This window comes from Priestia sp. SRI_019 (assembly GCF_057586255.1).
In genome coordinates, this window is the sequence record NZ_JBYCZN010000001.1 from 1,496,948 (window position 1) to 1,518,882 (window position 21,935).

The 21,935-nt window shown below is 39.6% G+C and carries 25 protein-coding genes and 1 pseudogene; 13 read left to right on the plus strand and 13 right to left on the minus strand.

Features of this window, described 5'->3' with window-relative positions; genetic code table 11:
- Positions 1-108 precede the first annotated feature (108 nt).
- Entirely contained in the window at positions 109-591 is a 483-nt protein-coding gene (locus AC2YJL_RS08130; RefSeq protein WP_487374702.1) for a DUF2243 domain-containing protein, read from the plus strand.
- Positions 584-1,342 (plus strand): cytochrome c oxidase assembly protein, encoded by a 759-nt coding sequence (locus AC2YJL_RS08135; protein WP_230933057.1) that lies wholly within the window; start codon positions 584-586, stop codon positions 1,340-1,342. The genes AC2YJL_RS08130 and AC2YJL_RS08135 overlap by 8 nt, the downstream gene beginning before the upstream one ends.
- Before the next feature lie 38 nt (positions 1,343-1,380).
- On the opposite strand, the gene AC2YJL_RS08140 is transcribed toward AC2YJL_RS08135, so the two are convergent.
- Positions 1,381-2,265, minus strand: a complete 885-nt coding sequence (locus AC2YJL_RS08140; protein ID WP_033580547.1) for a YitT family protein — start codon at positions 2,263-2,265, stop codon at positions 1,381-1,383.
- A 300-nt stretch (positions 2,266-2,565) separates the two neighbouring features.
- On the opposite strand from AC2YJL_RS08140, the gene AC2YJL_RS08145 reads away from it, so the two are divergent.
- Entirely contained in the window at positions 2,566-2,691 is a 126-nt protein-coding gene (locus tag AC2YJL_RS08145) for a hypothetical protein (RefSeq protein ID WP_269067657.1), read from the plus strand.
- A 98-nt stretch (positions 2,692-2,789) separates the two neighbouring features.
- Complete coding sequence (locus AC2YJL_RS08150; RefSeq protein ID WP_013057856.1) at positions 2,790-3,263, plus strand: hypothetical protein; 474 nt, start codon at positions 2,790-2,792, stop codon at positions 3,261-3,263.
- Between the two features lie 28 nt (positions 3,264-3,291).
- Here the strand turns inward: AC2YJL_RS08150 and AC2YJL_RS08155 are convergent, their stop codons facing one another.
- Entirely contained in the window at positions 3,292-3,750 is a 459-nt protein-coding gene (locus tag AC2YJL_RS08155) for a GyrI-like domain-containing protein (RefSeq protein ID WP_195696521.1), read from the minus strand.
- 251 nt (positions 3,751-4,001) lie between these two features.
- Here AC2YJL_RS08155 and AC2YJL_RS08160 point away from each other — a divergent pair, with 251 nt between their 5' ends.
- Complete coding sequence (locus AC2YJL_RS08160) at positions 4,002-4,436, plus strand: hypothetical protein (protein ID WP_487374703.1); 435 nt, start codon at positions 4,002-4,004, stop codon at positions 4,434-4,436.
- Between the two features lie 88 nt (positions 4,437-4,524).
- Here AC2YJL_RS08160 and AC2YJL_RS08165 read toward each other — a convergent pair whose 3' ends face one another.
- Positions 4,525-4,752 (minus strand): hypothetical protein, encoded by a 228-nt coding sequence (locus AC2YJL_RS08165; protein WP_013057853.1) that lies wholly within the window; start codon positions 4,750-4,752, stop codon positions 4,525-4,527.
- A gap of 128 nt (positions 4,753-4,880) precedes the next feature.
- Between AC2YJL_RS08165 and AC2YJL_RS08170 the strand changes: the two genes are divergently transcribed.
- Positions 4,881-5,879 carry an NADP-dependent oxidoreductase gene (locus tag AC2YJL_RS08170; RefSeq protein WP_251568669.1) on the plus strand — a complete coding sequence of 333 codons (999 nt, stop codon included), beginning with the start codon at positions 4,881-4,883 and terminating at the stop codon, positions 5,877-5,879.
- Positions 5,880-5,916: 37 nt separating this feature from the next.
- Here AC2YJL_RS08170 and AC2YJL_RS08175 read toward each other — a convergent pair whose 3' ends face one another.
- Positions 5,917-6,549 carry a YitT family protein gene (locus AC2YJL_RS08175; protein WP_014459318.1) on the minus strand — a complete coding sequence of 211 codons (633 nt, stop codon included), beginning with the start codon at positions 6,547-6,549 and terminating at the stop codon, positions 5,917-5,919.
- A gap of 417 nt (positions 6,550-6,966) precedes the next feature.
- Here AC2YJL_RS08175 and AC2YJL_RS08180 point away from each other — a divergent pair, with 417 nt between their 5' ends.
- Positions 6,967-7,791, plus strand: coding sequence for a 5'-nucleotidase, lipoprotein e(P4) family (locus AC2YJL_RS08180; protein WP_251568670.1), 825 nt, complete (start codon positions 6,967-6,969; stop codon positions 7,789-7,791).
- A gap of 74 nt (positions 7,792-7,865) precedes the next feature.
- Here AC2YJL_RS08180 and AC2YJL_RS08185 read toward each other — a convergent pair whose 3' ends face one another.
- Both AC2YJL_RS08185 and AC2YJL_RS08190 read right to left on the minus strand, forming a co-directional pair.
- The gene (locus AC2YJL_RS08185) at positions 7,866-8,000 is read right to left on the minus strand and encodes a hypothetical protein (protein WP_269067753.1); all 135 of its coding nucleotides are present in this window, start codon (positions 7,998-8,000) and stop codon (positions 7,866-7,868) included.
- 171 nt (positions 8,001-8,171) lie between these two features.
- Entirely contained in the window at positions 8,172-8,741 is a 570-nt protein-coding gene (locus tag AC2YJL_RS08190) for a GNAT family N-acetyltransferase (protein ID WP_025751097.1), read from the minus strand.
- 315 nt (positions 8,742-9,056) lie between these two features.
- On the opposite strand from AC2YJL_RS08190, the gene AC2YJL_RS08195 reads away from it, so the two are divergent.
- Positions 9,057-9,848 (plus strand): sulfite exporter TauE/SafE family protein, encoded by a 792-nt coding sequence (locus tag AC2YJL_RS08195; protein WP_013057848.1) that lies wholly within the window; start codon positions 9,057-9,059, stop codon positions 9,846-9,848.
- A gap of 29 nt (positions 9,849-9,877) precedes the next feature.
- Here the strand turns inward: AC2YJL_RS08195 and AC2YJL_RS08200 are convergent, their stop codons facing one another.
- From AC2YJL_RS08200 to AC2YJL_RS08210, 3 genes are all read right to left on the minus strand, one after another.
- A complete protein-coding gene (locus tag AC2YJL_RS08200; protein ID WP_028409236.1) occupies positions 9,878-10,603 on the minus strand; it encodes a class D sortase in 726 nt (241 codons plus the stop codon).
- Position 10,604: 1 nt separating this feature from the next.
- Positions 10,605-11,738 carry a processed acidic surface protein gene (locus AC2YJL_RS08205; RefSeq protein ID WP_195696523.1) on the minus strand — a complete coding sequence of 378 codons (1,134 nt, stop codon included), beginning with the start codon at positions 11,736-11,738 and terminating at the stop codon, positions 10,605-10,607.
- A 344-nt stretch (positions 11,739-12,082) separates the two neighbouring features.
- A complete protein-coding gene (locus AC2YJL_RS08210) occupies positions 12,083-12,214 on the minus strand; it encodes a hypothetical protein (protein ID WP_013057845.1) in 132 nt (43 codons plus the stop codon).
- Between the two features lie 335 nt (positions 12,215-12,549).
- On the opposite strand from AC2YJL_RS08210, the gene AC2YJL_RS08215 reads away from it, so the two are divergent.
- From AC2YJL_RS08215 to AC2YJL_RS08235, 5 genes and pseudogenes are all read left to right on the plus strand, one after another.
- A complete protein-coding gene (locus AC2YJL_RS08215) occupies positions 12,550-13,107 on the plus strand; it encodes a thioredoxin family protein (RefSeq protein ID WP_251568673.1) in 558 nt (185 codons plus the stop codon).
- A 383-nt stretch (positions 13,108-13,490) separates the two neighbouring features.
- On the plus strand, positions 13,491-15,134 hold the full coding sequence (gene aimA / locus AC2YJL_RS08220; RefSeq protein WP_060746356.1) for a glutamate/serine transporter AimA: 1,644 nt from the start codon (positions 13,491-13,493) through the stop codon (positions 15,132-15,134).
- A gap of 406 nt (positions 15,135-15,540) precedes the next feature.
- Complete coding sequence (locus AC2YJL_RS08225; RefSeq protein ID WP_195696525.1) at positions 15,541-16,164, plus strand: LysE family translocator; 624 nt, start codon at positions 15,541-15,543, stop codon at positions 16,162-16,164.
- A gap of 128 nt (positions 16,165-16,292) precedes the next feature.
- A complete protein-coding gene (locus AC2YJL_RS08230) occupies positions 16,293-16,427 on the plus strand; it encodes a hypothetical protein (RefSeq protein ID WP_369383374.1) in 135 nt (44 codons plus the stop codon).
- A 246-nt stretch (positions 16,428-16,673) separates the two neighbouring features.
- Positions 16,674-17,492 (plus strand): annotated as a pseudogene (locus tag AC2YJL_RS08235) (N-acetylmuramoyl-L-alanine amidase); the annotation flags it as partial.
- Positions 17,493-17,539: 47 nt separating this feature from the next.
- Here AC2YJL_RS08235 and AC2YJL_RS08240 read toward each other — a convergent pair.
- The 4 genes from AC2YJL_RS08240 to AC2YJL_RS08255 all read right to left on the minus strand — a co-directional run bounded on the left by AC2YJL_RS08240 (position 17,540) and on the right by AC2YJL_RS08255 (position 21,904).
- Complete coding sequence (locus AC2YJL_RS08240; protein WP_013083905.1) at positions 17,540-17,857, minus strand: DUF3243 domain-containing protein; 318 nt, start codon at positions 17,855-17,857, stop codon at positions 17,540-17,542.
- A 218-nt stretch (positions 17,858-18,075) separates the two neighbouring features.
- On the minus strand, positions 18,076-18,582 hold the full coding sequence (locus tag AC2YJL_RS08245; protein WP_251568675.1) for a PCYCGC motif-containing (lipo)protein: 507 nt from the start codon (positions 18,580-18,582) through the stop codon (positions 18,076-18,078).
- Between the two features lie 84 nt (positions 18,583-18,666).
- On the minus strand, positions 18,667-19,287 hold the full coding sequence (locus AC2YJL_RS08250; protein WP_230933049.1) for a class I SAM-dependent methyltransferase: 621 nt from the start codon (positions 19,285-19,287) through the stop codon (positions 18,667-18,669).
- A 58-nt stretch (positions 19,288-19,345) separates the two neighbouring features.
- On the minus strand, positions 19,346-21,904 hold the full coding sequence (locus AC2YJL_RS08255; RefSeq protein ID WP_251568676.1) for a heavy metal translocating P-type ATPase: 2,559 nt from the start codon (positions 21,902-21,904) through the stop codon (positions 19,346-19,348).
- Positions 21,905-21,935 lie beyond the last annotated feature (31 nt).

Consider the following 21,935-nt stretch of genomic DNA (forward strand, 5'->3'; position numbering starts at 1 on the left):
TTAGGATATAGCTCCTATTTTTCCATATTATAGATTCATTTCTCTTTAATAGGGTATACGTTCATTAGAATCGATATAAACTTAAAGAGCTGCCAGGGAGGTATATATATGGAAAAGAAACACGAAGCAACTACAAATCATCGCGTCGTTCATCGCGCTCGAAATAGCTGGTCAGGCTTTTTGTTTGGCGTAGGGTTAGTTGCTTTTATTGATGAAGCAGTGTTTCATCAGCTGCTTCATTGGCATCATTTTTATGATAAGTCCACAACGGCCGCTGGTTTAGTGTCGGACGGTTTGTTTCATGCATTCAGCTGGTTCGCTACAATTGCATCACTTTTTATGGTGGCAGATCTCAGGCGCCGAGGCGGCTGGTGGGTGAAAAGGTGGATAGGAGGAGTATTGCTTGGAGCCGGGGCGTTTCAGCTTTATGACGGGACCGTGCAGCATAAGCTTATGGGACTTCATCAAATCCGGTACGGAGTGAAGATTGCACCTTACGATATTACGTGGAATGTACTTGCATGTTTGATACTGCTTATTGGCATCATGTTAACATGGTTTACACGTAAACAAGGTGCACATCATGATTAAATATGAAGTATTGTCTCAGCTTTTATTAGCCCTGCCTTTTGCCGCTGCCTTTTTTTTATACATGCGGGCTGTAGCGTCTTCAAATGCAACGTATAGAAAATGGTCATTATATAGGACGTCCAGCTGGACACTTGGTATTTTATGCGCCATATTTTCCGTAGCCGGACCGCTCGCAGCCCGTGCTCATATGGACTTTACTGCGCATATGACGGGGCATTTGCTTTTAGGTATGCTAGCTCCGCTTTTAATGGCGTTAGGAGCACCTCTTACGCTGCTGCTTCGCACGCTTCCGGTTCATTCAGCCAGAAAAGTATCAAAACTTTTAAAAGGGCGGTTTGTTCGGTTCATCAGCAGTCCGGTGACAGCTTCTGTTCTTAACGTAGGAGGACTTTGGATTCTTTATACAACAAGTCTGTATGGCATGATGCATCACTCTTTTTTCGTGGATGTCGCTGTACATAATCACGTATTTTTAGCCGGCTATTTATTCACCGTATCGATGATTTCAATCGATCCTTCGCCGCATCAAAAAACTTTTACGCACCGAGCGTCCGTATTGGTTCTTGCTCTTGCTGCTCACGGTATTTTATCAAAATATGTGTACGCTCACCCGCCTATGCACGTCTCGACGGAAGGGGCGCAGCAAGGGGCTATGCTGATGTATTACGGAGGCGATTTAATCGACTTATGTTTAATTGTACTTCTTTGTTATGAATGGTTTAAGCGGTTTCAAAAAGTCTCTTTTACATAAAAAACGCGCAGAAAGCATGGTGCTTTCTGCGCGTTTTTTTAGTGAATGTTTCGTTTTTTAAAGCGTCCGCCGCGGACTTCGGTAATATCTGCAACAGCTAAAAAGGCAGTAGGGTCAAAATCTTCAACAATGGTTTTTAGCTTTGATTCTTCAAGGCGCGTAATGATGCAGAAAATCACTTTTTTGTCATCGCCCGTATAAGCACCTTCACCGTGCAAATAGGTAACGCCTCGACCTAGACGCGCATTAATCGCATCGCCGATGTCATCAGAATGATCACTAATAATCCAAGCTGATTTTGATTCTTCTAATCCTTCTACAACTGTATCAATGGCTTTGGCCGCAATGATGTACGCAAGGATGGAATACATGGCACGGTCCCACGTGAACACAAATCCCGCTGCTCCTAAAATGAAGAAGTTGAAAAACATCACAATTTCTCCTACAGAAAACGGAATTTTTTTGCTGATTAAAATGGCAAGTATCTCCGTACCGTCAAGCGCTCCGCCGTAGCGAATTACGAGTCCAATTCCAATTCCGAGAATAATCCCTCCAAAAACGGTAGCAAGAAGAACGTCTGCGGTAAACGCGGGGACATGGTGAAACCTAGAAGTTAAGATGGATAAAACCAGTATGCCAAAAATAGTGGAAAGGGCAAATGTTTTCCCCATTTGCTTGTACCCGATAAATACAAACGGAAGATTTAGTACAAAAAGAAAGATTCCTAGATTTACGCCAGTAATATGCGAAAGCATGATGGAAATACCGGTAATTCCTCCGTCGACAACGTGGTTTGGAACGAGAAAAATCTCAAGTCCTGTGGCCATGAGCAGGGCACCGATCGCAATAGCGATGGCCCTACCAAATACCTGTCCCTTAGACAGCTTTCGGTGCTGAATTTTCGCTTTTTCGAGTTCTGTCATTTGCATGTCTCCTTTGATGTCTCCTATGTATTTCTCACTTTAGAAAAGTGAAACTATCTTTAATTATACCTTACTATGCACAATTAGTGGGGATAGACGGCTTAATTACTTGTTTCATCCTATAAAAAAAGCCTGCTTTAGAGTCATAAGCAGGCTTTTTAAGGAGTAAAACGATGAAAAAAGATATTGGCTTCACGGCTTTAACTATATAGAAAATTGATGAAAAAACAGTGAAAATGCCGGCATGTGCGCCAAGAAAATCGGGGATACTAGTTAAAAAAGCCAAAAGGAGATGACGAAATGAGCGTGTGGATGATCTATAATCACTTGATGCATTCGCAAATCTTTTTAAGCAGCGTATTAATTAGCGGTATTCTTCTTGTTAGCGGAGGATTTGTGTACGGCAGAATAATGAGCAAAAAGTGAACCTAATATTGCCACGGATAGGTTGTTGATGGAAGATGCTCACTAGTAGCTTGGTTAATGTTATACTTGCTCCATAAGCTTAGCGTGGAGGTGTCAGCATGAGCAAGCATCATGATTTAACAGCATCATACGGAGAATCGTTAGTGACGTGTGAACATCAGTTTGAAGCTAGCTATTACTATCATCAAGTGCGCGAACAGTGCATGAATCACATTCATGAAATAAGCAAAGCGGTAGATGAATTCACCGTTGATTTTACAGATGAAAGTTTGAAAATATTAGAGCTTCTTTACTATGATCTAGAAGACAGCAATTGTTTTGACTATTTTTCGATGACAAAAGAAGAATTCGAAGAGTGTATGGGCGTATACTTTGGTGAGGTGGTTACGTCTACTATTGATGAAGCGCGCTGGGTTGTGAAAGAATATCCGCTTATGGAAAACAAGTATGTGACCGGAATTGAAAAAGGGAATCTTTCACTCATGTTTCCCCACGGCTTTTTTAACCATAAAGAGCGTCATCCAGAGTGCGTTTTTACTCTTTATCATTTATATAAACAGCTGCAAAAATAGGAAAAAGGTGAACGTAAGTTCACCTTTTTTATTGTCCCAGCTTTATGGGAATATAAATATCCATTTCATATGTATCACTATATAAATTGCTGTGTATAGCTGTATTTACAATTTCAAGAGCAGGACCTTCAATCATGCTGTAAGGAGAGTTCGGCAGCCATTCATTCCAGATGCTGTTGTACGTCGACCCGAGCGATGTAATGGGACCTCTGTGTTTAAACTGCAGGTATGTAAACGAAGGAAACGTATGAACGCTCATACCGTTTGGAATACAAGCCGTATCAGCCACTTCTGTCCCTGCAATATAAAAATAATTTTCTTTTTTCGGAGCCATGCAAATGCCTGTAACCATATGAGGTTCTTTTGAAGTGCTAATCATTTCTTTTTCTTTAAGTATTTGCTTCAAAAGATTCTCTTTTTGATACTCTCCGTTTTTTGCTATGCCTATCACTGAAAATCCTTCTTTATATACAACTTTACCTTGCATAATCCACCTCGAATTTTTCAAGCTCTAGCTTTTATTCTATCAATCATAAATTACTTTACCGTGATTGTAACATAATCTTAAGTAGATATCGATGCAGAAAATGGAACATTACAGTAGCCAGCTTTTGTGAATTAAGAAATAGTTTTAGCAAGCTGGTTAACGGAGGTCTTTGAACTCTTAGTCATGTAAATCAAAAGGGAAGTATATACTTTATTACCATATATTTCATATAACTAAGAGGAGGGAAAGTAATGGGAGACGTAATTCAAAGCCAGCTGAATATATTTTCATCGCAGTCTCAAAGCGTGCAGTCGTTGACTTACGGTTCTGAAACGAGCATTTTAACAGTAAATGCTGAGACAAAAAAAAATAATCAGAAGATGAAAATAGATGGGTTTGCTACAATTGAAGCAAACATTCCTCTTGGGTTAACTAGCTATCAATACGGGGTAACACTTAGAGTATATAGAAATTCTCAGCTTTTGTTTTCACAGAATTTACAGCAAGGAGCTGCAGCCGTTCTAACACTATCATTTACTCAGCAAAATGCTCTTTCTTTTACATGGGTAGATACAGTAGCATCAATCGGTACATACACGTACTCAGTCAGAATGGAATTTTTTGTCCGGTCTTCAACTGGGGTGACCGTTCAAACGACTACCAGTGCAATTGCGATTACTACATAAAAACAGCGCCAGAATTCTGGCGCTGTTTTTTTACTGATGCAACACTTTATTTATATAACGTTTACGAAGAGTAAATCCGGGAAACTCCTTAATATAAGTCAAAATGGTAGCTAAACCAGTAGTCGTCCTGCACATTCTTTGTGTTTGAAGCGACAATATGCTCATGACCTTGTTCGTCCGTGGCAATCCAGTTGTAGTTGATATCCATTTTAATCGGATACATATTGCCTTTTTTAAACAAAATAACGGGGGGAGTTACTTCAACGAACTCGTTTAGTTTTTTAACAACATTTTCTTTACAGCGAATTAGCTCCATGTCTTTTTCTCCTTCGGTGTTATTGCACAATCATATTTTTTGCGTTGTGCACAATATATAATTTAAAATAACAAAAGTAAGTTTAGCACATTTTACAAAAAACAGAGAAATAAAAAGGAGCGATATCGATGAATGAACAAATTTTATTAGCAGAACGTCCAAAGGGAATGCCAACAAAAGATACGTTTAAATACGAAAAAATTGAAATGCCTACAGCAAAAGAAGGCGAGGTACTTGTTCAAACACTGTACCTTTCTGTTGATCCGTATATGAGAGGACGCATGAACGATACAAAATCATATGTTCCTCCATTTGAGCTAAACGCACCGCTTGCAGGCGGCATTGTAGCACGCGTAACGGAATCAAAATCAGATCGCTTTAAAGAAGGCGATATCGTGACAGGTATGCTTCCTTGGAAACGCTATTCAGCGGCAGAAGCAAAAAACTTACACAAAGTTGATCCAGAGCTAGCGCCAATTACAACGGCTATCGGCGTTCTTGGTATGCCTGGTCTCACAGCTTACTTTGGACTGCTTGAAATCGGTCAGCCAAAAGAAGGCGAAACAGTAGTCGTTTCAGGTGCAGCAGGTGCTGTTGGATCTGTTGTTGGTCAAATCGCTAAAATTAAAGGCGCACGTGTTGTCGGCATCGCAGGTTCTGAAGATAAAATTGCTTATTTAAAAGATGAGCTCGGATTTGATGAAGTGATTAATTATAAAAAAGGAAATGTGAAAGAAGCGTTAGAAGAAGCGTGTCCTAATGGTGTTGACGTTTACTTTGAAAACGTCGGCGGAGAGATTTCAGATGCAGTTGTTAGCTTATTAAATAAATTTGCGCGCATTCCACTTTGCGGCCAAATTTCACTGTATAACTTAGAAAAACAAGACGTTGGGCCGCGTGTTCAAACACCTTTATTAATTAACAGTGCGTTAATGAAGGGCTTTATCGTAGCCGACTATGCAGACAAATTCCCTGAAGGCATTAAGCAGCTAGGCGAATGGGTGCAGCAAGGAAAAATCAAGTACAGCGAAAACGTTGTAGAAGGTTTTGAAAATGTACCTGAAGCGTTCCTTGGTTTATTTGAAGGAGCAAACTTAGGAAAACAGCTTGTAAAAGTAGCAGAATAAGCAAAAAAACTTGCGGGATCATTCCCGCAAGTTTTTTTTACATAGTTGAAGCCGTTTGTTGTTTCGCTTCTTCTTCAATATGTTCACCAGTGCGTTCGATTGGGGAGCGTTTGTGATAGCGTCCAAGCAGTCCTGTCATGATGAAGATCCCAATTAACGAATAAAGCACTTGCACCACGCCAAATACCACCGTTGCAGAGCCGACAATCAGTACATCTGTTAAAAGCATTGTTTTACCTGGATTAATGCCAAATCGTTTATCAAGAAACACGCATAGCATGTTGATTCCGCCAAGAGAAGAACCGTGGCGAAACAAAAAAATCAGTCCAATGCCGACAATAACGCCTCCCACAACCGCAGCTACAAGCGGATGCGGAAGCGCAAACGAAAAGTTGGCAGCTAATAAATCGGACATCACTGACATCAGGCTAACGCTGATGAAGCTTTTTATCGTAAACTGAAGTCCAATTTGTGTAAGAGCCATAAAATAAAATGGTAAATTGATAATAAAAAACAATACCCCAAATGAAATACCGGTTAAATGCTGCAGGACGATTCCAAGTCCTGCTGTTCCGCCAATAACGAGGTTAGAAGCGGTTAAAAATTGAATTCCGATGGCAACGCACAAGCAGCCAAAGGTAATCCATCCCCATTGTTTTACGTGATTCATATCTCCATCCCCTTTTGTATATTTATACAATACTTTCGATAGAAAACACCGTCTTTTAATTCACAAAATCTATTTTACTATATATCTTTTCAAAAAAAAGCACTTTTGTGAGAGAATCTAACACAAGATTAAAAGTTAGATAATTCAGATTTATTAAGTTTTTTTGAAGCGAATGAGTGATAAACCAATATGTTTCTAAAAAAAAGATTACAAAGAAAGAATGAGAAAAACGGATTTTGGAAAATGTATAAACAAATATTTGGATAATGGTTAAAAAAAGGGAGGAAACATTAGTTGAAACGAACAATTTTAAATAAAATTAAAATATAATTCGTATTTTTATTGATTTTTTGTTTAATTGAGGTAATATATAACATTATTAGCATGAAAATATGTAGAGATGGAAGTGGATGCGAAATGAATAAGAAATTATCAGCGTTGACAGGGGTGGCTGTACTTGCTTTTTCACTGACAGCATGTGCCCCTCAGCAGGAAAAAGAAGTGTCTGCTGAGAAAAAAGAACCCGCTCAAAACCTAGCTGATCAGCAAATCATGGCGGACGCTTGGTACCAAACATCGGGAGAAATGAAAACTTTGTATTACCAAGGCTATAATACAGGAAAGCTTCGTTTAGATGAGGCGCTTGCAAAAAGTACCGATAAAAAGCCTGCCATTATTTTGGATTTAGATGAGACCGTGCTTGATAATAGCCCATTTCAAGCTTCAGCAATCAAAACCGGCAAAGGATTTCCTTATAAGTGGGATGAGTGGGTGCAAGCAGCAAAAGCGAAAGCAGTACCAGGTGCTGTTGATTTCTTGACGTATGCGGATCAAAAAGGCGTAGATATTTACTATATTTCAGGCCGTACAACTTCTCAGCTTGAGGCAACAATTAAAAACCTAAAGAATTTACATATTCCTCAAGCAACCAAAGACCATGTGCTATTAACGGGTCCAAAAGATGAAGGAAAAGAAACGCGCCGTCAAAAAGTAGCGACAAATCATAATGTAGTCCTGCTGTTTGGTGATAACTTATCTGATTTTAGCGGCTTTGATAAAAAGTCCATTACTGATCGAAATAAGCTTGTAGAAGAGCAAAAAGAAGCGTTTGGCCAAAAGCTAATCGTATTTCCAAATCCAATGTATGGAGATTGGGAAGGAGCTATTTATAACTACGACTACTCAATTTCGGACAAACAAAAAGATAAGCTTCGCCGCGAACAGCTTCAGTATTTCAACTAAAAAAGAAATGGAGACATAACGAAATCGCTCCAATTCAAAGACGAACAAATTGGATATATGAGCTGAACCGCTTGTTACACCGCTGTTGACTTCCGTGCAAGACTTCGCTTTCCGCGGGCGGCCGATGAGCCTCCTCGTCGCTTCCGCTCCTGCGGGGTCTCATCTATTCCGCTTTTCCCGAAGGAGTCTTCGTCTTGCTCTCCAATCAACAGCTAGAAGCATCTGCATTGAAACCTGTGTTCACCATCACAATAAAAAATCCGAACGAGGTTGATTCTCCATTAAGAATCAACCTCGTTCGGATTTCCCTTCAACTAACATATTGTTGTCCCAGCTTCTTTTAATCTTTTCACTATAGCTTGTCCAACTGATCCCGCTTTTTAAGAAAGAAGCCAAGGAGCATAAGGAGCTTGCTTCCACTCGTGTTTTAACATGCCATAAATCACAAGGTCATGGTAGTGATCATATAGGTATTCACCTTCTCTGCAAATGCCTTCTTCTGTAAAACCTAGACGCGCAGGGATAGCTTTACTTTTTTCGTTATTAACCCCGCAGCGTATTTCGACTCGATGAAGGTTTAACGTATTAAATGCATAATTCAGGCATCCGTGTACGGCTCTTGTCATAATACCTTTTCCTTGAAAATCATGTCCAATCCAATAGCCGAGACTTGTACTTTTGTTTCCCCAATTAATTCCGTGAAAACCAATCATCCCGGCGATTTCTCCGTAGTACCGAATGATGGCCTGGAATCCTTGGTTATTATAATATTGAGCTCTCCATTCAGGGATGAGTTCATCATAGTCAGCAATACTTTGCATGCTATCTACCCATGGGAGCCATTCTTTTAGGTAAGGTCTTGACTCGTTAATAAGAGAAAGCAAGGGGAAAGCGTCAGTTGATTCAATCAAATGCAAACTAACTTCGTCATCAATTTTGTATTCAAACATACGAAAGCCTCCTGTGATGATGGGCCTGCTGAGATAAGCGTAGCGTGTAGGCAGTTCTAACATCTAGTTTTTCTTTATTCTACCACAAGTAACAGAAGGGAGAACGAGGAAGTTTAGGCTAAAAGTAAATAACGTATAAAGTCGATAGGATTTTAATGATTAAAAAAATTAATAATTGAAAGCACTTTTATCAATATTTTTACAGAAAAGAAGCATATACAGTGATACAATGGAAGAAGAGATAAGGCGCTGTATGTATTATACATACTTTCTAACAAACATGATATTGGATCGATAAAAGCAGGTGGTAAAAACATGGATGTACAACTATTAATAACGGTATTTGCACTCGGGTTTTTCGGGTCATTTTTAGCAGGTATGCTTGGAATTGGAGGATCAGTTGTTTTGTACCCGCTGCTGCTATTTGTCCCGCCTCTTGTAGGAGTGGGAATGTTCAGCGCGCACGAAGTAGCTGGTATAGGAGCCGTGCAGTCGCTGTTTGCGTCTGTTTCAGGAGCTCTTGCTTACAAAAAGGGCGGCTATTTGAATAAACCGTTAATTTTATATATGGGCATCAGCGTCTTAGTTGGCAGTCTCATTGGTTCAACGCTATCAAACTCGTTTTCAGAAGGAATGATCAATTTCATTTACGGCGTGATGGCAACAATTGCTGCAGGATTAATGTTTATGCCCAAAAAAAATAATCCAGCGGCCGATTCATTCGAAGTGACGTTTTCAAAACCCTTGGCAGCAGCTCTGGCGTTTTTAGTTGGAATTTGCGGGGGGATTGTTGGAGCAGGGGGCGCATTTTTACTTGTTCCTATTATGATTACCGTGTTAAAAATTCCTGTGCGCGTAACGATTGCAAGCTCATTAGCCGTGACGTTTATTTCGTCTATGGGAACAACATTCGGTAAAGTAATGACGCATCAAGTCCTTTTGCTTCCGGCGCTTATGATTATTGGAGCAAGCTTACTAGCAGCTCCAATCGGCGCTTTTGTCGGGCAAAAGACGAAGGTAGCGTCGCTGCAAGTTATCTTAGCGATCGTTATTACGGCGACTTCGCTGAAAATATGGTTTGATTTACTAATGAAATCTATTCATTAAAAAAAGCTGCCTTTTTAAGGACAGCTTTTTTATTTGGTTGTTGATGACACAAGGTGAGCGACTAAAATATAGCGTTCAGGTGCTGAACCAACGTAATTAAACGGATAACAGGTGCTGACGGTTAAAGTAGCTCTAGGCTTTGGCACAATAACGGTCCGGTCATCCGCATCAACGATTCGTACTTTGTTCACTTTGTATGTGAAGGTGCCTGCTGCCGTGTTCACTACGAGCGAATCGCCTTCACCGACGTCTCCAAGCTTACGAAAAACCGTATCGCGATGTCCTGATAGAACAGAATTGTCGTTTTGACCAGGCAGCACGCTTCCTGCAAAATGACCCACGCCTTTTTCTAATTCATCTTCGTTCGTACCGTGATAAATCGGCAGCTTAGCGTTTAATTTAGGAATATATAATTCTCCCATTAAATCACCGATTTTTGGCTGTTTCGGGTAAGACACATTTGACACTTTCGGCTTTTTTTCCGGGCTAGCAGTACGAGAGTGTACCGTTTTTTTAGCTTCAACAGAAGAAGCTTCAGCAGAAGAGTCCGCTGTTGAAGAATCCTTGCTTTTAGAAACTGAAGCTGCGGCTGGTTCTTCTGTATCCATTGTTTTAAATGCCAAATAGCCTCTTGCAAATTTATAGGCATTTGTTGTTGTAAACCAAAGACCAAAGCAAATGACGGCGGCTAAAAGGGAAAGAACAATCAACCGCTTTTTGCGATTGATTGTTCTTCTTGTTTTTCTTGGTTCCATTTTATGCGCGTCTCACTTTGCGGAAAAGAACAAAGCCAGCGGCTACAAGCACTAATCCAATTAATGTATTTGTTACATAATTAGAAGCCGTTTCCGGAAGCTTTCCGCCTTTAACGGTTTTTTGTACAGCGCCATTCGTTTGTTTCTTTACCGGTTCTTGCTTCTTTTCTACTGCTGGTTTTTGCGCTTGAGCTGGTTTTGCTACAGCTTCAGCAGATTTTTCCACTTCTTTTCCTGTGTCTGTGATGATATCAGAATTAAACATATCGCCTGTGATCACCATGTCTGCTAAAAATTTACCGTCTGTTGTATAAAGAGAAATTTTTAGACTTGCATTTTTTAATTCTTCTAAGTTGATTAAATCAGTAAGAGAAAGCGGTCTTTCATTTCCGCCTTGTACAAGTGAAAACTTAGCGTCTAAATGGAAGATTGATAGCATTTCTTTATAAATAGACATTAATTCAGCGATTTGATCAGCAGATAATTCTGTTGCTGTATCAAAATCTTCGAATGCCGCTAAGCGCTCGCCTAATTGATCTAAGCGGTTAAGCGTTGCTTCATTTGAAAGCTCATCTTCTAACGATGTAAAATGTGCTTCAATTCGATTTAACTCTTCTGAAGTTAAGCCTAATTCAGACTGCATAAACGATAGTAAGCCGCTTAAATCTTCTTCGCTTAATTCATCATCGTAAGAAGCGGCTTCTTCGTCATATGACTCATCATCTTCATACCAGTCGTCGCCCTCTAGATAGAAGTCAACATCCTCGTATAAATCATCTAGATATACATAATCGTCTAAGCTTTGGCCGTTCTCTTTTAATAACGCATTTAAGCTTGTTTTGTCTAAGTCAAAATCTGCATACACATCTTGTACGTTATGTAAGTCAGCTGAAATTGGTTCACCTAAAAATTCTTCTAAATCTGCGATTGTATCGTAGTTTTCAAGACTATCGTCATACAGTGAAAGTGAATATTCAACGTCGTCTTTGGTTACTTCAAAGCCTCGCGTTTGGCTTACCGATTTTAAATACTTGTTGAAATCTGCGTCAAATGTTGACGCTGCTGCGAATGAAGACGTTGGAAATACGCCAACAAACAGCAGAAATGATAATAGTATTGCCCCCAGTTTTTTCATCAATTTTCTCCTTTTTTTTACGTTTTCTACAAGATTATATAGGAAGAGTTATAAATTTACAATATATACTTATATTATATATAGCTTGAATATAGTGGTAATTTAAGGGATTTATAGAACTGTAGATTTTGAGAATCCCGTATGAAAGGGAGCGGAAAGCCCTAGATAGAAAAAGGAGGAAATAAAGAAAAAGGTTTATAATTTTTTTTGGCAGAGGCAGAAATATAAAAAAGCACCAAAAAAGAACAGCACTTAGAAGCTGTTCTTTTTGAAATGATATGTAAGCCTTAGCATAGATAGTTGAAATTCGATACCGTTCCGCTTTAGAAAAAGGTGGTTACGAGTTATGATTTTAGTAAGGATAGTGAAGAAAAGTGAGAGCGCGGTTTTGTCAGCTCTATTTTGATTCCTTTTAGCCTTAAACGTTCTACAAACTGTTTGCGTTTTTTTCGCTTTTCATGCGGGGATTGATTCATATTTGCCTCATCCTCCATATTTAGTCAAGTAGCTAACATATCATTATCATAATCAAAAGATCACGGTTACACAATAAACATTCTCAAATATTCACAAAGATTTAAAATTTGTTACATTGATAGTGTACATGTACCCCATTCTCTTTTTTTATAACATCTCAATGTGCTGTTTTTAAATCGAAGTTTTGTAAATCCTGTCGCAGGCTAAAAAACGCGCTGACTTTTATATTTTGATTCACTGTGCTTAAAAGCTATACTAGTAGTGCGTATAGAAAAGAGTAAAACGAATTTTTACATCTCATCTATTCGTATACAAAAAAGAAAGAGGGATTTTGATGAAAACAGAACAGCAGTATTTTGAAGAAGGAAAATCAATTCAAACATATATGAACGACATGAGTACATTAAAAGAGGAAAGTTTAGCTGTTTATGAACAATTTCAGCTTCCTAAAGATGGAGTGGCTGACAAATTAAAGGCTCACAAGCTTCATTTCTTAGCGATTACTGAAGATTGGTGCGGAGATGCGATGATGATTAACCCAATCATTCGTAAAGTAGCTGAAGCTGCCGGTATCGATGTGCGCGTTGCACTGCGAGATGCGGACACCAAATTAATTGACCGTCACTTAACAAACGGAGGACGTGCCATTCCGATTATTTTAATTTTTAATAATGAAGGGACGCTACTTGGGAAGTGGGGCCCCCGTGCTCCCGAAGTTCAGCAAATTGTTGATGAGCTTCGTGCCACGCTCCCTTCAAAAGAAGATCCTTCGTTTGAAGAGAAACAAAAAGAAGTTTTTTCTTCGTTACGAACAAGATATAAAGAAGAACCAGCTCTTTGGTCGCATGTTTATAACAGCTTTAAAGAAACGGTTTTAGCAGTTGTGAAATAACTTAAAAAAGCAGGATAAAATGAGCGCTTCATTTTATCCTGCTTTTTTTTCTAGCTATTGCAACAAGATCGTTTGTATATCACTTTAATGGAAAGGCAGCTCTTATGAATGTTAGTGTTCAAATCGCGCACTTTTAATTGAAAAAACGCACAAAATTCTAAAAATAAAAATATTTTTTATTCAAAACGCGTACTTTTTAACTTGATGATGATATAATAACAAATAATAAATGAAGAAGGAGGACACGTGAATGAATGGAAAAGCTTTCGGCTAGTACTTTTAAGCAGCATTTTTAAAGTTCAAAATGAATTTTATTTTTTAAATTTAATGAAAGCGCTTAATAACTCACTTCTCAGAAAATATAGAAGAAAGGTGTTAGATACATGAATAACTTACATAGAAAAATGGGAACGTTTTCTCTCATGATGGTCGGCCTTGGATCTATTATTGGATCAGGATGGCTGTTTGGGGCATGGAGAGCTGCTCAAATTGCAGGCCCCGCAGCAATTGCTTCTTGGATTATTGGAATGGTTGTTATTTTATTTATAGCTCTTTCTTACAGTGAACTAGGATCGATGTTTCCAGAAGCAGGAGGTATGGTTAAATATACGCAATACTCGCACGGCTCATTTCTTGGCTTTATTGCGGCTTGGGCAAACTGGATTGCAATCGTATCGGTTATTCCTGTTGAAGCCGTTGCTTCTGTTCAGTATATGAGTTCATGGCCGTGGGAGTGGGCGAAATGGACAGGCAGTTTAGTAGAAAACGGGATTCTTACCGGAAAAGGCTTGGCTATTGCTACAGGACTATTAATCATTTATTTTCTTTTAAATTACTGGACCGTCGGCTTATTTTCGAAAGCTAATTCACTTATTACCGTGTTCAAGATTGTAATACCAGGGCTTACGATTGGTGCTCTTTTATTCGCAGGGTTTCACGGAGGAAACTTCTCCTCTGCAGGAGGCGTTGCTCCAAATGGATGGGCAAGCGTTTTGACAGCTGTTGCTACGTCTGGGATTGTGTTTGCTTTTAACGGTTTTCAAAGCCCTATTAATATGGCGGGAGAAGCAAAAAATCCGGGTCGCTCTATTCCGATTGCAGTAGTAGGCTCCATTTTAATTGCAACCGTGATCTATGTATTGCTTCAAATTGCGTTTATTGGAGCGGTAAATCCTTCAGAAATCGTAAAAGGATGGAGTCATCTTAACTTTAATTCGCCGTTTGCCGATCTAGCGATTGCGTTAAATATTAACTGGCTTGTTATTGTGTTATATGCCGATGCTTTTGTATCGCCATCAGGAACAGGTATTACGTATACAGCTACCACGTCACGCATGATTTATGGTATGGAAAAAAATAAATATTTGCCGAATATACTGGGACGAGTTCATCCGCTTTATGGAGTTCCTCGTCAAGCCATGTTTTTTAATCTATTTGTCTCATTCATCTTTTTATTTTTATTTAGAGGCTGGGGAATTTTAGCCGAAATTATTTCTGTAGCTACGTTAATTTCATATCTTACTGGTCCTATCACAGCTATGACCTTAAGAAAAACGGGGACCGATCTTTATAGACCTTTACGTATAAAAGGGTTAAATGTAATAGCGCCTCTTGGCTTCATCTTTGCTTCACTTACTCTTTACTGGGCAAGATGGCCGTTAACTGGACAGGTATTATTTATTATTTTAATAGGGTTACCGATTTATTTTTATTACCAAGCAAAATCAAAATGGAAAGGCTTTGGTCAAAACTTCCGAGCCGGCGTTTGGATGATTGTCTACTTATTATGTATGATGACAATCTCTTGGATAGGAAGTGAAAAGTTTGGGGGACTCAATATTATTAAATACGGCTGGGATATGGGTCTTATTGCAATCGTTGCACTTTTCTTTTATGCTTGGGCACTTAAAAGCGGATACAAAACAGAGTATTTAAAAGAAGCAATTCATGTTAATAATGAAATGAAAGCAGCGGAAGCACAGACTGCCTCAGCTAAAGAGCAGATCATAGAAAAACAAATTAAATAAGTAGTAAAAATGAGGCTGGGACAAAAGTATTTCAGTTGAAGTCAAATGCGAACTATTAATTATTTTTTGATTGGTAGTTCGTGTTTTTTTGTTGTTATGTTGAATATAGATTTTATGTGTATAGTTGGTTCTAGCAGTTAATTGGAGGGCAAGGCGAAGGCTCCTTCGGGAAAAGCGGAATAGGTAAGACCCCGCAGAAGCGCAAGCGACGAGGAGGCTCACTGGCCGCCCGCGGAAAGCGAAGTCTTGCACGGAAATCAACTGCGGTGTAACAAGCAGTCCAGCTTATGTATCCAATTAGTTATGTGTCAGCCTCTTCTTTTGTGGATAAATTTTATTTTTTTGAATACTAGATAGTAAGAAATGCTATAATGGTTGGCAAAATCATGCAGGGGGAGAACGACTTATGGATATCGTATCAATCACTTCTTTTTTAGGCGTAGCCGCTTTGCTTACGGTTATGCCTGGACCTGATAACTTATTTGTTTTAGCACAAAGCATATCAAACGGTAGATATGCAGGAATCTCGACTTCATTAGGGCTTTGTACGGGCTTGCTTGGTCATATAGCTGCAGCAACATTGGGTCTATCGGCTGTTATCTATCAATCGGCTTTAGCATTTGCTATTGTAAAATACGCTGGAGCAGCTTATTTATTATATCTGGCTTATAAGACATTTACAGCAAAAGATTCCGCTCTCGCTGTTGAAAACAAAGAAGCTGTTGAGTACAAGGTGCTATACAAAAAAGGAGTGATTATGAATCTGCTAAACCCAAAAGTTTCGCTCTTTTTTCTTGCTCTTTTACCTCAGTTTGTTAATCATTCAACCGGACACGCCACACAGCAAATGCTTGTTTATGGAGCTGTATTTTTAGTTCAAGCGCTGATTATTTTTACGTTCATTAGTCTATTTGCAGGTAAAGTAGGGGAGTTTTTGCGGAAATCTCCGGCGCTGTCTAAGCGGCTTAATCTTGTGCAAGGCTCTATCTTTACGCTTATTGGCTTAAAAATTGCTTTTAGTGAGAAATAGCAGAAGATAAGACGGCCAACCTTCTTTTTATCTCTATTAAAAGGTGTGGACATAGGTTAGTTAAACGGAGATCCGAACGATAAATCCAATTCGTTCGGATTTTTTATGTATGTAGTTGCTTCTAGCTGGTGATTGGAGGGCAAGGCGAAGGCTTCTTCGGGAAAAGCGGAATAGGTAAGACCCCGCAGAAGCGCAAGCGACGAGGGGGCTCACTGGCCGCCCGCGGAAAGCGAAGTCTTGCACAGAAATCAACTGCGGTGTAACGAGATTCACGCTAGCTCATTTATCCGTCTTTATTTTGTGCTTTAAAACAGCGGTCCCTAGCAAAATCCTGCTTTTTTGAGTGAATATTCTCGAATGTTTTAAGGGGACGAACCCTTCTTGTCCAATCACATATATATATAGAATGAGAGATAAAACATCAGGTATAGCCAGTGTTAATCACAAGTTCTTTCATATTATGATTGAAAGGAAAGATTCACATGAAAAAAGTATGACTAGATGCAGGACACGGCGGTACAGATTCAGGTGCTTTAGGAAATAATTTGCGTGAAAAAGATATTACGCTGCAGCTTGTACTACACGCGCGGGCGTATTTAGAACATAACTATTCCGTAGATGTTCAAGTAACCCGTTCAACCGATGTGTTTGTTTCATTATCAGATCGAGCGAACCGGGCTAATGCATGGGGAGCGAATATTTTTGTTTCTATGCACATCAATGCTGGAGAAGGTACTGGATTTGAAACGTATCGATTTCCATCACAAGAGGGAAGTCAATCTTCTCTTTTACAAAAAGAGCTGCACACGGAGATTTTACCAACCATGCGCAAATTTGGGACGATTGCAGATCGTGGTTTAAAAACGGCTAATTACGCTGTACTGCGTGAAACAAATATGCCAGCTGTTTTAACAGAAAACTTGTTTATCGATACGACAGCCGACGCTGAAAAATTTAAAAACGCGACGTTTCTTCGGGAAGTGGGCAAAGCGCACGCGCGTGGAATTGCTAAGTATTTAAACTTACCTTCTAATGGAGTTACATTCTATACCATTCAATCTGGAGATACATTTTATAGCATTGCAAAGAAGTATAATATCACCGTTCAGCAGCTGCAGGATGCAAACCCTGGCGTAGATCCTGCAAAACTGCAAATTGGCCAGCAAATTGTTCTTCCTGTCACTACGTATACTGTACAAGCAGGAGATACGTTTTATAGCATTGCGAAAAAATATAGCATGACCGTTCAGCAGCTGCAGGATGCAAATCCTGGTGTGGATCCTGCAAAATTACAAATTGGCCAGCAAATTATCATTCCCGCTGTTTAATATCTGTAAATAAAAAAGATGACACGGCAGCGTGTCATCTTTTTTATTTATTGAACTAATCTTACAAGCATATGGGCAAGGTGATGCTGCTGTTCTTTGTCTCCAACCTTCCACAGTTCGTGAAGCAGGTTTTCCTCTCGATTGCGAGGCTCTTCATGCTTAGCAAGGTAATCAGCTACTTTTTGAGCTGTTTTAGCCAGCTGTTCCTCATTCATCCCTAACTTTTCACCTTTTGAGACCTTGTCCCCTAGATAACTTTTAAATCCTTCGAAGCTAGAGAGGATATCCTCTTTTTTCTCCTCGCTCATAGAATTAATTGCTCCTTCAACTTTTGCTGAATGATTTGTTTCTACAGAATTACTCATAGTTTTTTTCTCCTCTCATGGTTATATTTGGGTGTTAGAAAGCATATTCCCTGAGGCTTCAGTAACTAAACGTCCGAATGTGTTATTTTTATATTATGGCGTTTTACAAGGACTTAAAAAGGTGAGGTCAACCGAGATTTTATCAGCCAATAATAAAATGACAAAAAAGACTTTGAATAAAGAAATCAAAGTCTTTTACTGATTTTTATACTGCAGCATCATACTTCGGGCGTAGGAGTAGGAGTGGCATAGCCTTCCTTATATTTATCATTGATTTCTTGACGAATGTCTTCGATGCTTTTGCCTTTGCTGTAGTCTACTACAGCTTGAGCGGCTATTTCTAAACAGACGCCGCATTTTGTTCCGTGATCATCCCACGTCACTGCCCCGTTTCCTTTGTTTTCAAAAATAAAACAGTCGTAGTTGTTTTGATGATTAGCTTCTTCTCCACATCCGCAGTAGCAAGGAATGTTTTCAAGTAAGGTTTGATGCTTAGCAGCGGCTGCATAAATAAGCTGCATATCTTCGGGCTTGTCACTTAGAAAAGAGGGAAGAGTTTCACTATTTTTTGTTTCTTCTCGTTTATCACCTAATGTGTGCTGCTGATGTTCTTCATGTTGTGTTGCTTCTGTATGTTTGCTCCCTGAACTTTCTTTACTTTCGTTTCCGCAGCCGGAGACCATGCCCGCTGCAAGGACAGCTGTTATGACCTTTGATTTTATCATCAGAATGTTCATCCTTTCTTCAATTAAAGCTAGACAATCATATGTAGACCCATCATGTTGAGCAGGTATCATTTGTCTTTAAAGTCATTCATCAACTTTCTGCAAAATAATTTTCCGATACATACCTTTCAACATGACGCTTGAATTCTCCTTCAAGATAAGCTGATCCCGGCTTGCTTCAAACACATGTTCAAAAGAGAGTCCAATATCCGTTCCCAGTAATTTTACGAAAGGGCGGAATATCTTTTTAGGAAAAGCCGCTGATTTCTTTTTGGTTTCAAATTTATCAAAAATCAGGATAGTTCCCTTAGGCTTTACTACTCTTGTCATTTCTTTTAAAGCTTGCTTTGCATCAGGTACTACGCTAAGAATTAAGCTTGCTACAACTACATCAAACGAAAAAGAGTCGAATGTTAGCTGCTGAGCGTCCATTTGGTGGAAGGTTATAGATGGATTTTTGTATTTATCTTTTGCTTTTTGAAGCATTTCACTGGAATAGTCGATGGCTGTTACATTTACTTCATGAGGAATAAAAGCTAAATCTGCCCCCGTTCCAACACCTACAAATAAAATGCGCTGTTCAGATGAAAAGTGGACGTCTTGAAAGACTTTTTTTCTGGCTCGATAAAACATCCCGTTATTAAAAAACGCATCATAAAAAGGAGCCCAACACTTATAAATAAATTGATTCCAGCGGTTATTCACGTAAACCCTCCTAGAAAATAAGCTTTCCAACGCCTGCTGGAAAGCTTATGGATTACATTTAATTTTTCATTTTGAGTAAGCGAAGACTGTTTAAAATAACAAGTAGCGCTGCTCCTGTATCGCTTAAGACGGCAATCCATAGAGTAAGCCACCCTGGGAAGATAAAGGCTAAGGCAATGACTTTAACAATAATAGAAAACCAAATGTTTTGTTTGATGACAGCTAACGCTTTGCGGCTTAGCTTCATCGTATGAGGAAGCTTTTCTAAATTGTCTGCCATCAGGACAATATCAGCTGTTTCCATGGCCGTATCAGTACCAGCACCGCCCATTGCAATGCCAAGATCAGCAGTTGCGAGGGCAGGGGCGTCATTAATTCCATCTCCAACCATAGCGGTTTGATACCCTTCATGTTGAAGCTGCTGTATGGCTTTTACTTTGTCTTCAGGCAGCAAATCAGCAAAATAGCGGTCTACCCGAGACTCAGAGGCAATCCTTTTAGCTGTTCCTTCGTTATCACCGGTCAACATCACAATCTGCTGCATTCCGTTTTGTTTCAGGCTTTCTAAAGCAGATACGGTTGTATGTCTGATGGTATCAGCTACGCTAATGATGCCTAGAACACTTTTAGCTGTTCCGACAATAATAATCGTTTTACCTTCGTTTTGAAGCTTTTCAATATGAGGCCAGCAGTGGGATAGAGGTGTTTCTAAATCTGAGAATAATTTTGCATTACCTGCGTAATAAACCGTTTCTTGAATTGTTGCTTGCACGCCTTTTCCTGTAAGGATTTTAAAATTTGATCCTTGTAAAGAACCGACTTTCTTCTCCGCTGCATAATCCACGATAGCGCGGGCAATGGGATGATTTGAATAATCTTCAAGCGTTTTTGTTATTGCTAAAAGCTGATTTTCTTCAGCAGCAAGGGAAACAACCTCTGAAACAGCTGGTTTTCCTTCTGTTAGCGTTCCTGTTTTATCAAAAGCAATCGCATTGATTGCACCCGCTTTTTCTAAAAATGTCCCGCCTTTAATGAGCACGCCATTTTTCGCCGCGTTTCCAATCGCAGATACAATAGCGACGGGAGTAGAAATGACTAGCGCACATGGACAAGCCACAACTAATAATTCAAGCCCCTTGTAAAACCACTCACCCCATGCACCATCAAACAGGGGAGGGATGACCATAATGAATAAAGCTAAAATAAAGACGATAGGCGTGTAAATGGTTGCAAATTTATCAACAAATGCTTGAGTAGGCGCTTTTTTCTCCTGTGCTTCTTCCACTAAATGAATAATTTTAGAAATCGTCGTATCTTCTACTAGCTTTGTTACTTTAATTTCTAACGATCCGCTTTCGTTAATGGTGCCTGCATAAACAGCATCACCGACTACTTTATCAACTGGAATAGATTCACCTGTAATAGGGGCTTGGTTGATACTGGATTCGCCATTTGTAATTTCACCATCCAGCGGAATTCGATCTCCTGGCTTTACGACAATCACAGTGCCGATTGAAATATCTTCCGCTGCTTTTTTAATCAGCTGGCCATTTTCTTTCACCCATGCTTCAGAAGGAGCTAAATCCATCAAACCTCGTATCGAGTTTCTTGTTTGTTCAATCGACCTTGTTTGTAAAGCAACGCCTAAAGCAAATAGCCAAACGACCGTAGCACCTTCAAGCCATTCACCAATAACAGCTGCTCCAAGTGCTGCAACGGTCATTAAAACATTCATGTCTAAAGAACGGCTTTTAATTCCGTAATAAGCACTTTTAGCCGGCTTATATCCGCTAACAATCATGGCAATAGCGTACAGTACAGTTGTCATATAAGAAGCAATTCCTGTATGAGAACCGATAAAACCTAATGCGATGAGAATACCTGAAAAAATAATCGGACCATTTTTGCCTTTATGGTGCCTAGATTCAGAAGGCTGCCTGCTGCTCGTCACTAAAGTAGCGGTATAGCCAGCTTTAGATACTTCCTTAATAATGTCATCCGCTTCATTATCATGTTCAATTTGTGCTTTTCCCGTTGAAAAGTTAACGCGTACGTCTTTGACAGCAGGAACTGTTTTTAAATGATTCACAATTGTGTTCGCACAAGCTGCACAGTCCATTCCTTCAATCAAATACGTTTTCATTTTCTTGTTTGATTGAATAGGCTCAATACTAAACCCTAGTCTTTCCACGGAGTTTGGAATGAGTGACAGAGCCGACTCGCTTGTTGCCGCCACTTGAAGCTTTCCTGTATTGTAGTTGATTGCTACATGTTGAATGTCGTTTAACGTTTTTAAACTTTTTTCAATGGTAGCAGCACAGGAAGGGCAATCCATTCCATACACGCGGTATTCAGCCGTTTCTTCTATGTTGCTGCCTGTTGCTATATCCTGGTCGCCGCAGCAGGCATGCTGGCTTTTATCGGTCGTTAACGCAATCGTATCTGAACAGCAGCTGTGACTGTGTTCATGACTCTTTGTGCCGCAGGAAGAAGGCTCTTCAGTAGATGCGGCTTCTGAAGAAGAGGAGCAGCAGGTCTTGCTTTCAATTTCTGGTGAAGAAGATCCGCTGCAGCAGTTTCCGGTATGCTGATGATTTTTTTTATCTTCGTGTTTCATTGTGTCCCACTCCCTATACGGTAAGAAAAAC

Coding starts and splice junctions, on each gene's coding strand:
- AC2YJL_RS08130 (WP_487374702.1), top strand. CDS start 109: ATGGAAAAGAAACACGAAGCAACTACAAATCATCGCGTCGTTCATCGC.
- AC2YJL_RS08135 (WP_230933057.1), top strand. CDS start 584: ATGATTAAATATGAAGTATTGTCTCAGCTTTTATTAGCCCTGCCTTTT.
- AC2YJL_RS08140 (WP_033580547.1), bottom strand. CDS start 2,265: ATGACAGAACTCGAAAAAGCGAAAATTCAGCACCGAAAGCTGTCTAAG.
- AC2YJL_RS08145 (WP_269067657.1), top strand. CDS start 2,566: ATGAGCGTGTGGATGATCTATAATCACTTGATGCATTCGCAAATCTTT.
- AC2YJL_RS08150 (WP_013057856.1), top strand. CDS start 2,790: ATGAGCAAGCATCATGATTTAACAGCATCATACGGAGAATCGTTAGTG.
- AC2YJL_RS08155 (WP_195696521.1), bottom strand. CDS start 3,750: ATGCAAGGTAAAGTTGTATATAAAGAAGGATTTTCAGTGATAGGCATA.
- AC2YJL_RS08160 (WP_487374703.1), top strand. CDS start 4,002: ATGGGAGACGTAATTCAAAGCCAGCTGAATATATTTTCATCGCAGTCT.
- AC2YJL_RS08165 (WP_013057853.1), bottom strand. CDS start 4,752: ATGGAGCTAATTCGCTGTAAAGAAAATGTTGTTAAAAAACTAAACGAG.
- AC2YJL_RS08170 (WP_251568669.1), top strand. CDS start 4,881: ATGAATGAACAAATTTTATTAGCAGAACGTCCAAAGGGAATGCCAACA.
- AC2YJL_RS08175 (WP_014459318.1), bottom strand. CDS start 6,549: ATGAATCACGTAAAACAATGGGGATGGATTACCTTTGGCTGCTTGTGC.
- AC2YJL_RS08180 (WP_251568670.1), top strand. CDS start 6,967: ATGAATAAGAAATTATCAGCGTTGACAGGGGTGGCTGTACTTGCTTTT.
- AC2YJL_RS08190 (WP_025751097.1), bottom strand. CDS start 8,741: ATGTTTGAATACAAAATTGATGACGAAGTTAGTTTGCATTTGATTGAA.
- AC2YJL_RS08195 (WP_013057848.1), top strand. CDS start 9,057: ATGGATGTACAACTATTAATAACGGTATTTGCACTCGGGTTTTTCGGG.
- AC2YJL_RS08200 (WP_028409236.1), bottom strand. CDS start 10,603: ATGGAACCAAGAAAAACAAGAAGAACAATCAATCGCAAAAAGCGGTTG.
- AC2YJL_RS08205 (WP_195696523.1), bottom strand. CDS start 11,738: ATGAAAAAACTGGGGGCAATACTATTATCATTTCTGCTGTTTGTTGGC.
- AC2YJL_RS08210 (WP_013057845.1), bottom strand. CDS start 12,214: ATGAATCAATCCCCGCATGAAAAGCGAAAAAAACGCAAACAGTTTGTA.
- AC2YJL_RS08215 (WP_251568673.1), top strand. CDS start 12,550: ATGAAAACAGAACAGCAGTATTTTGAAGAAGGAAAATCAATTCAAACA.
- aimA (WP_060746356.1), top strand. CDS start 13,491: ATGAATAACTTACATAGAAAAATGGGAACGTTTTCTCTCATGATGGTC.
- AC2YJL_RS08225 (WP_195696525.1), top strand. CDS start 15,541: ATGGATATCGTATCAATCACTTCTTTTTTAGGCGTAGCCGCTTTGCTT.
- AC2YJL_RS08240 (WP_013083905.1), bottom strand. CDS start 17,857: ATGAGTAATTCTGTAGAAACAAATCATTCAGCAAAAGTTGAAGGAGCA.
- AC2YJL_RS08245 (WP_251568675.1), bottom strand. CDS start 18,582: ATGATAAAATCAAAGGTCATAACAGCTGTCCTTGCAGCGGGCATGGTC.
- AC2YJL_RS08255 (WP_251568676.1), bottom strand. CDS start 21,904: ATGAAACACGAAGATAAAAAAAATCATCAGCATACCGGAAACTGCTGC.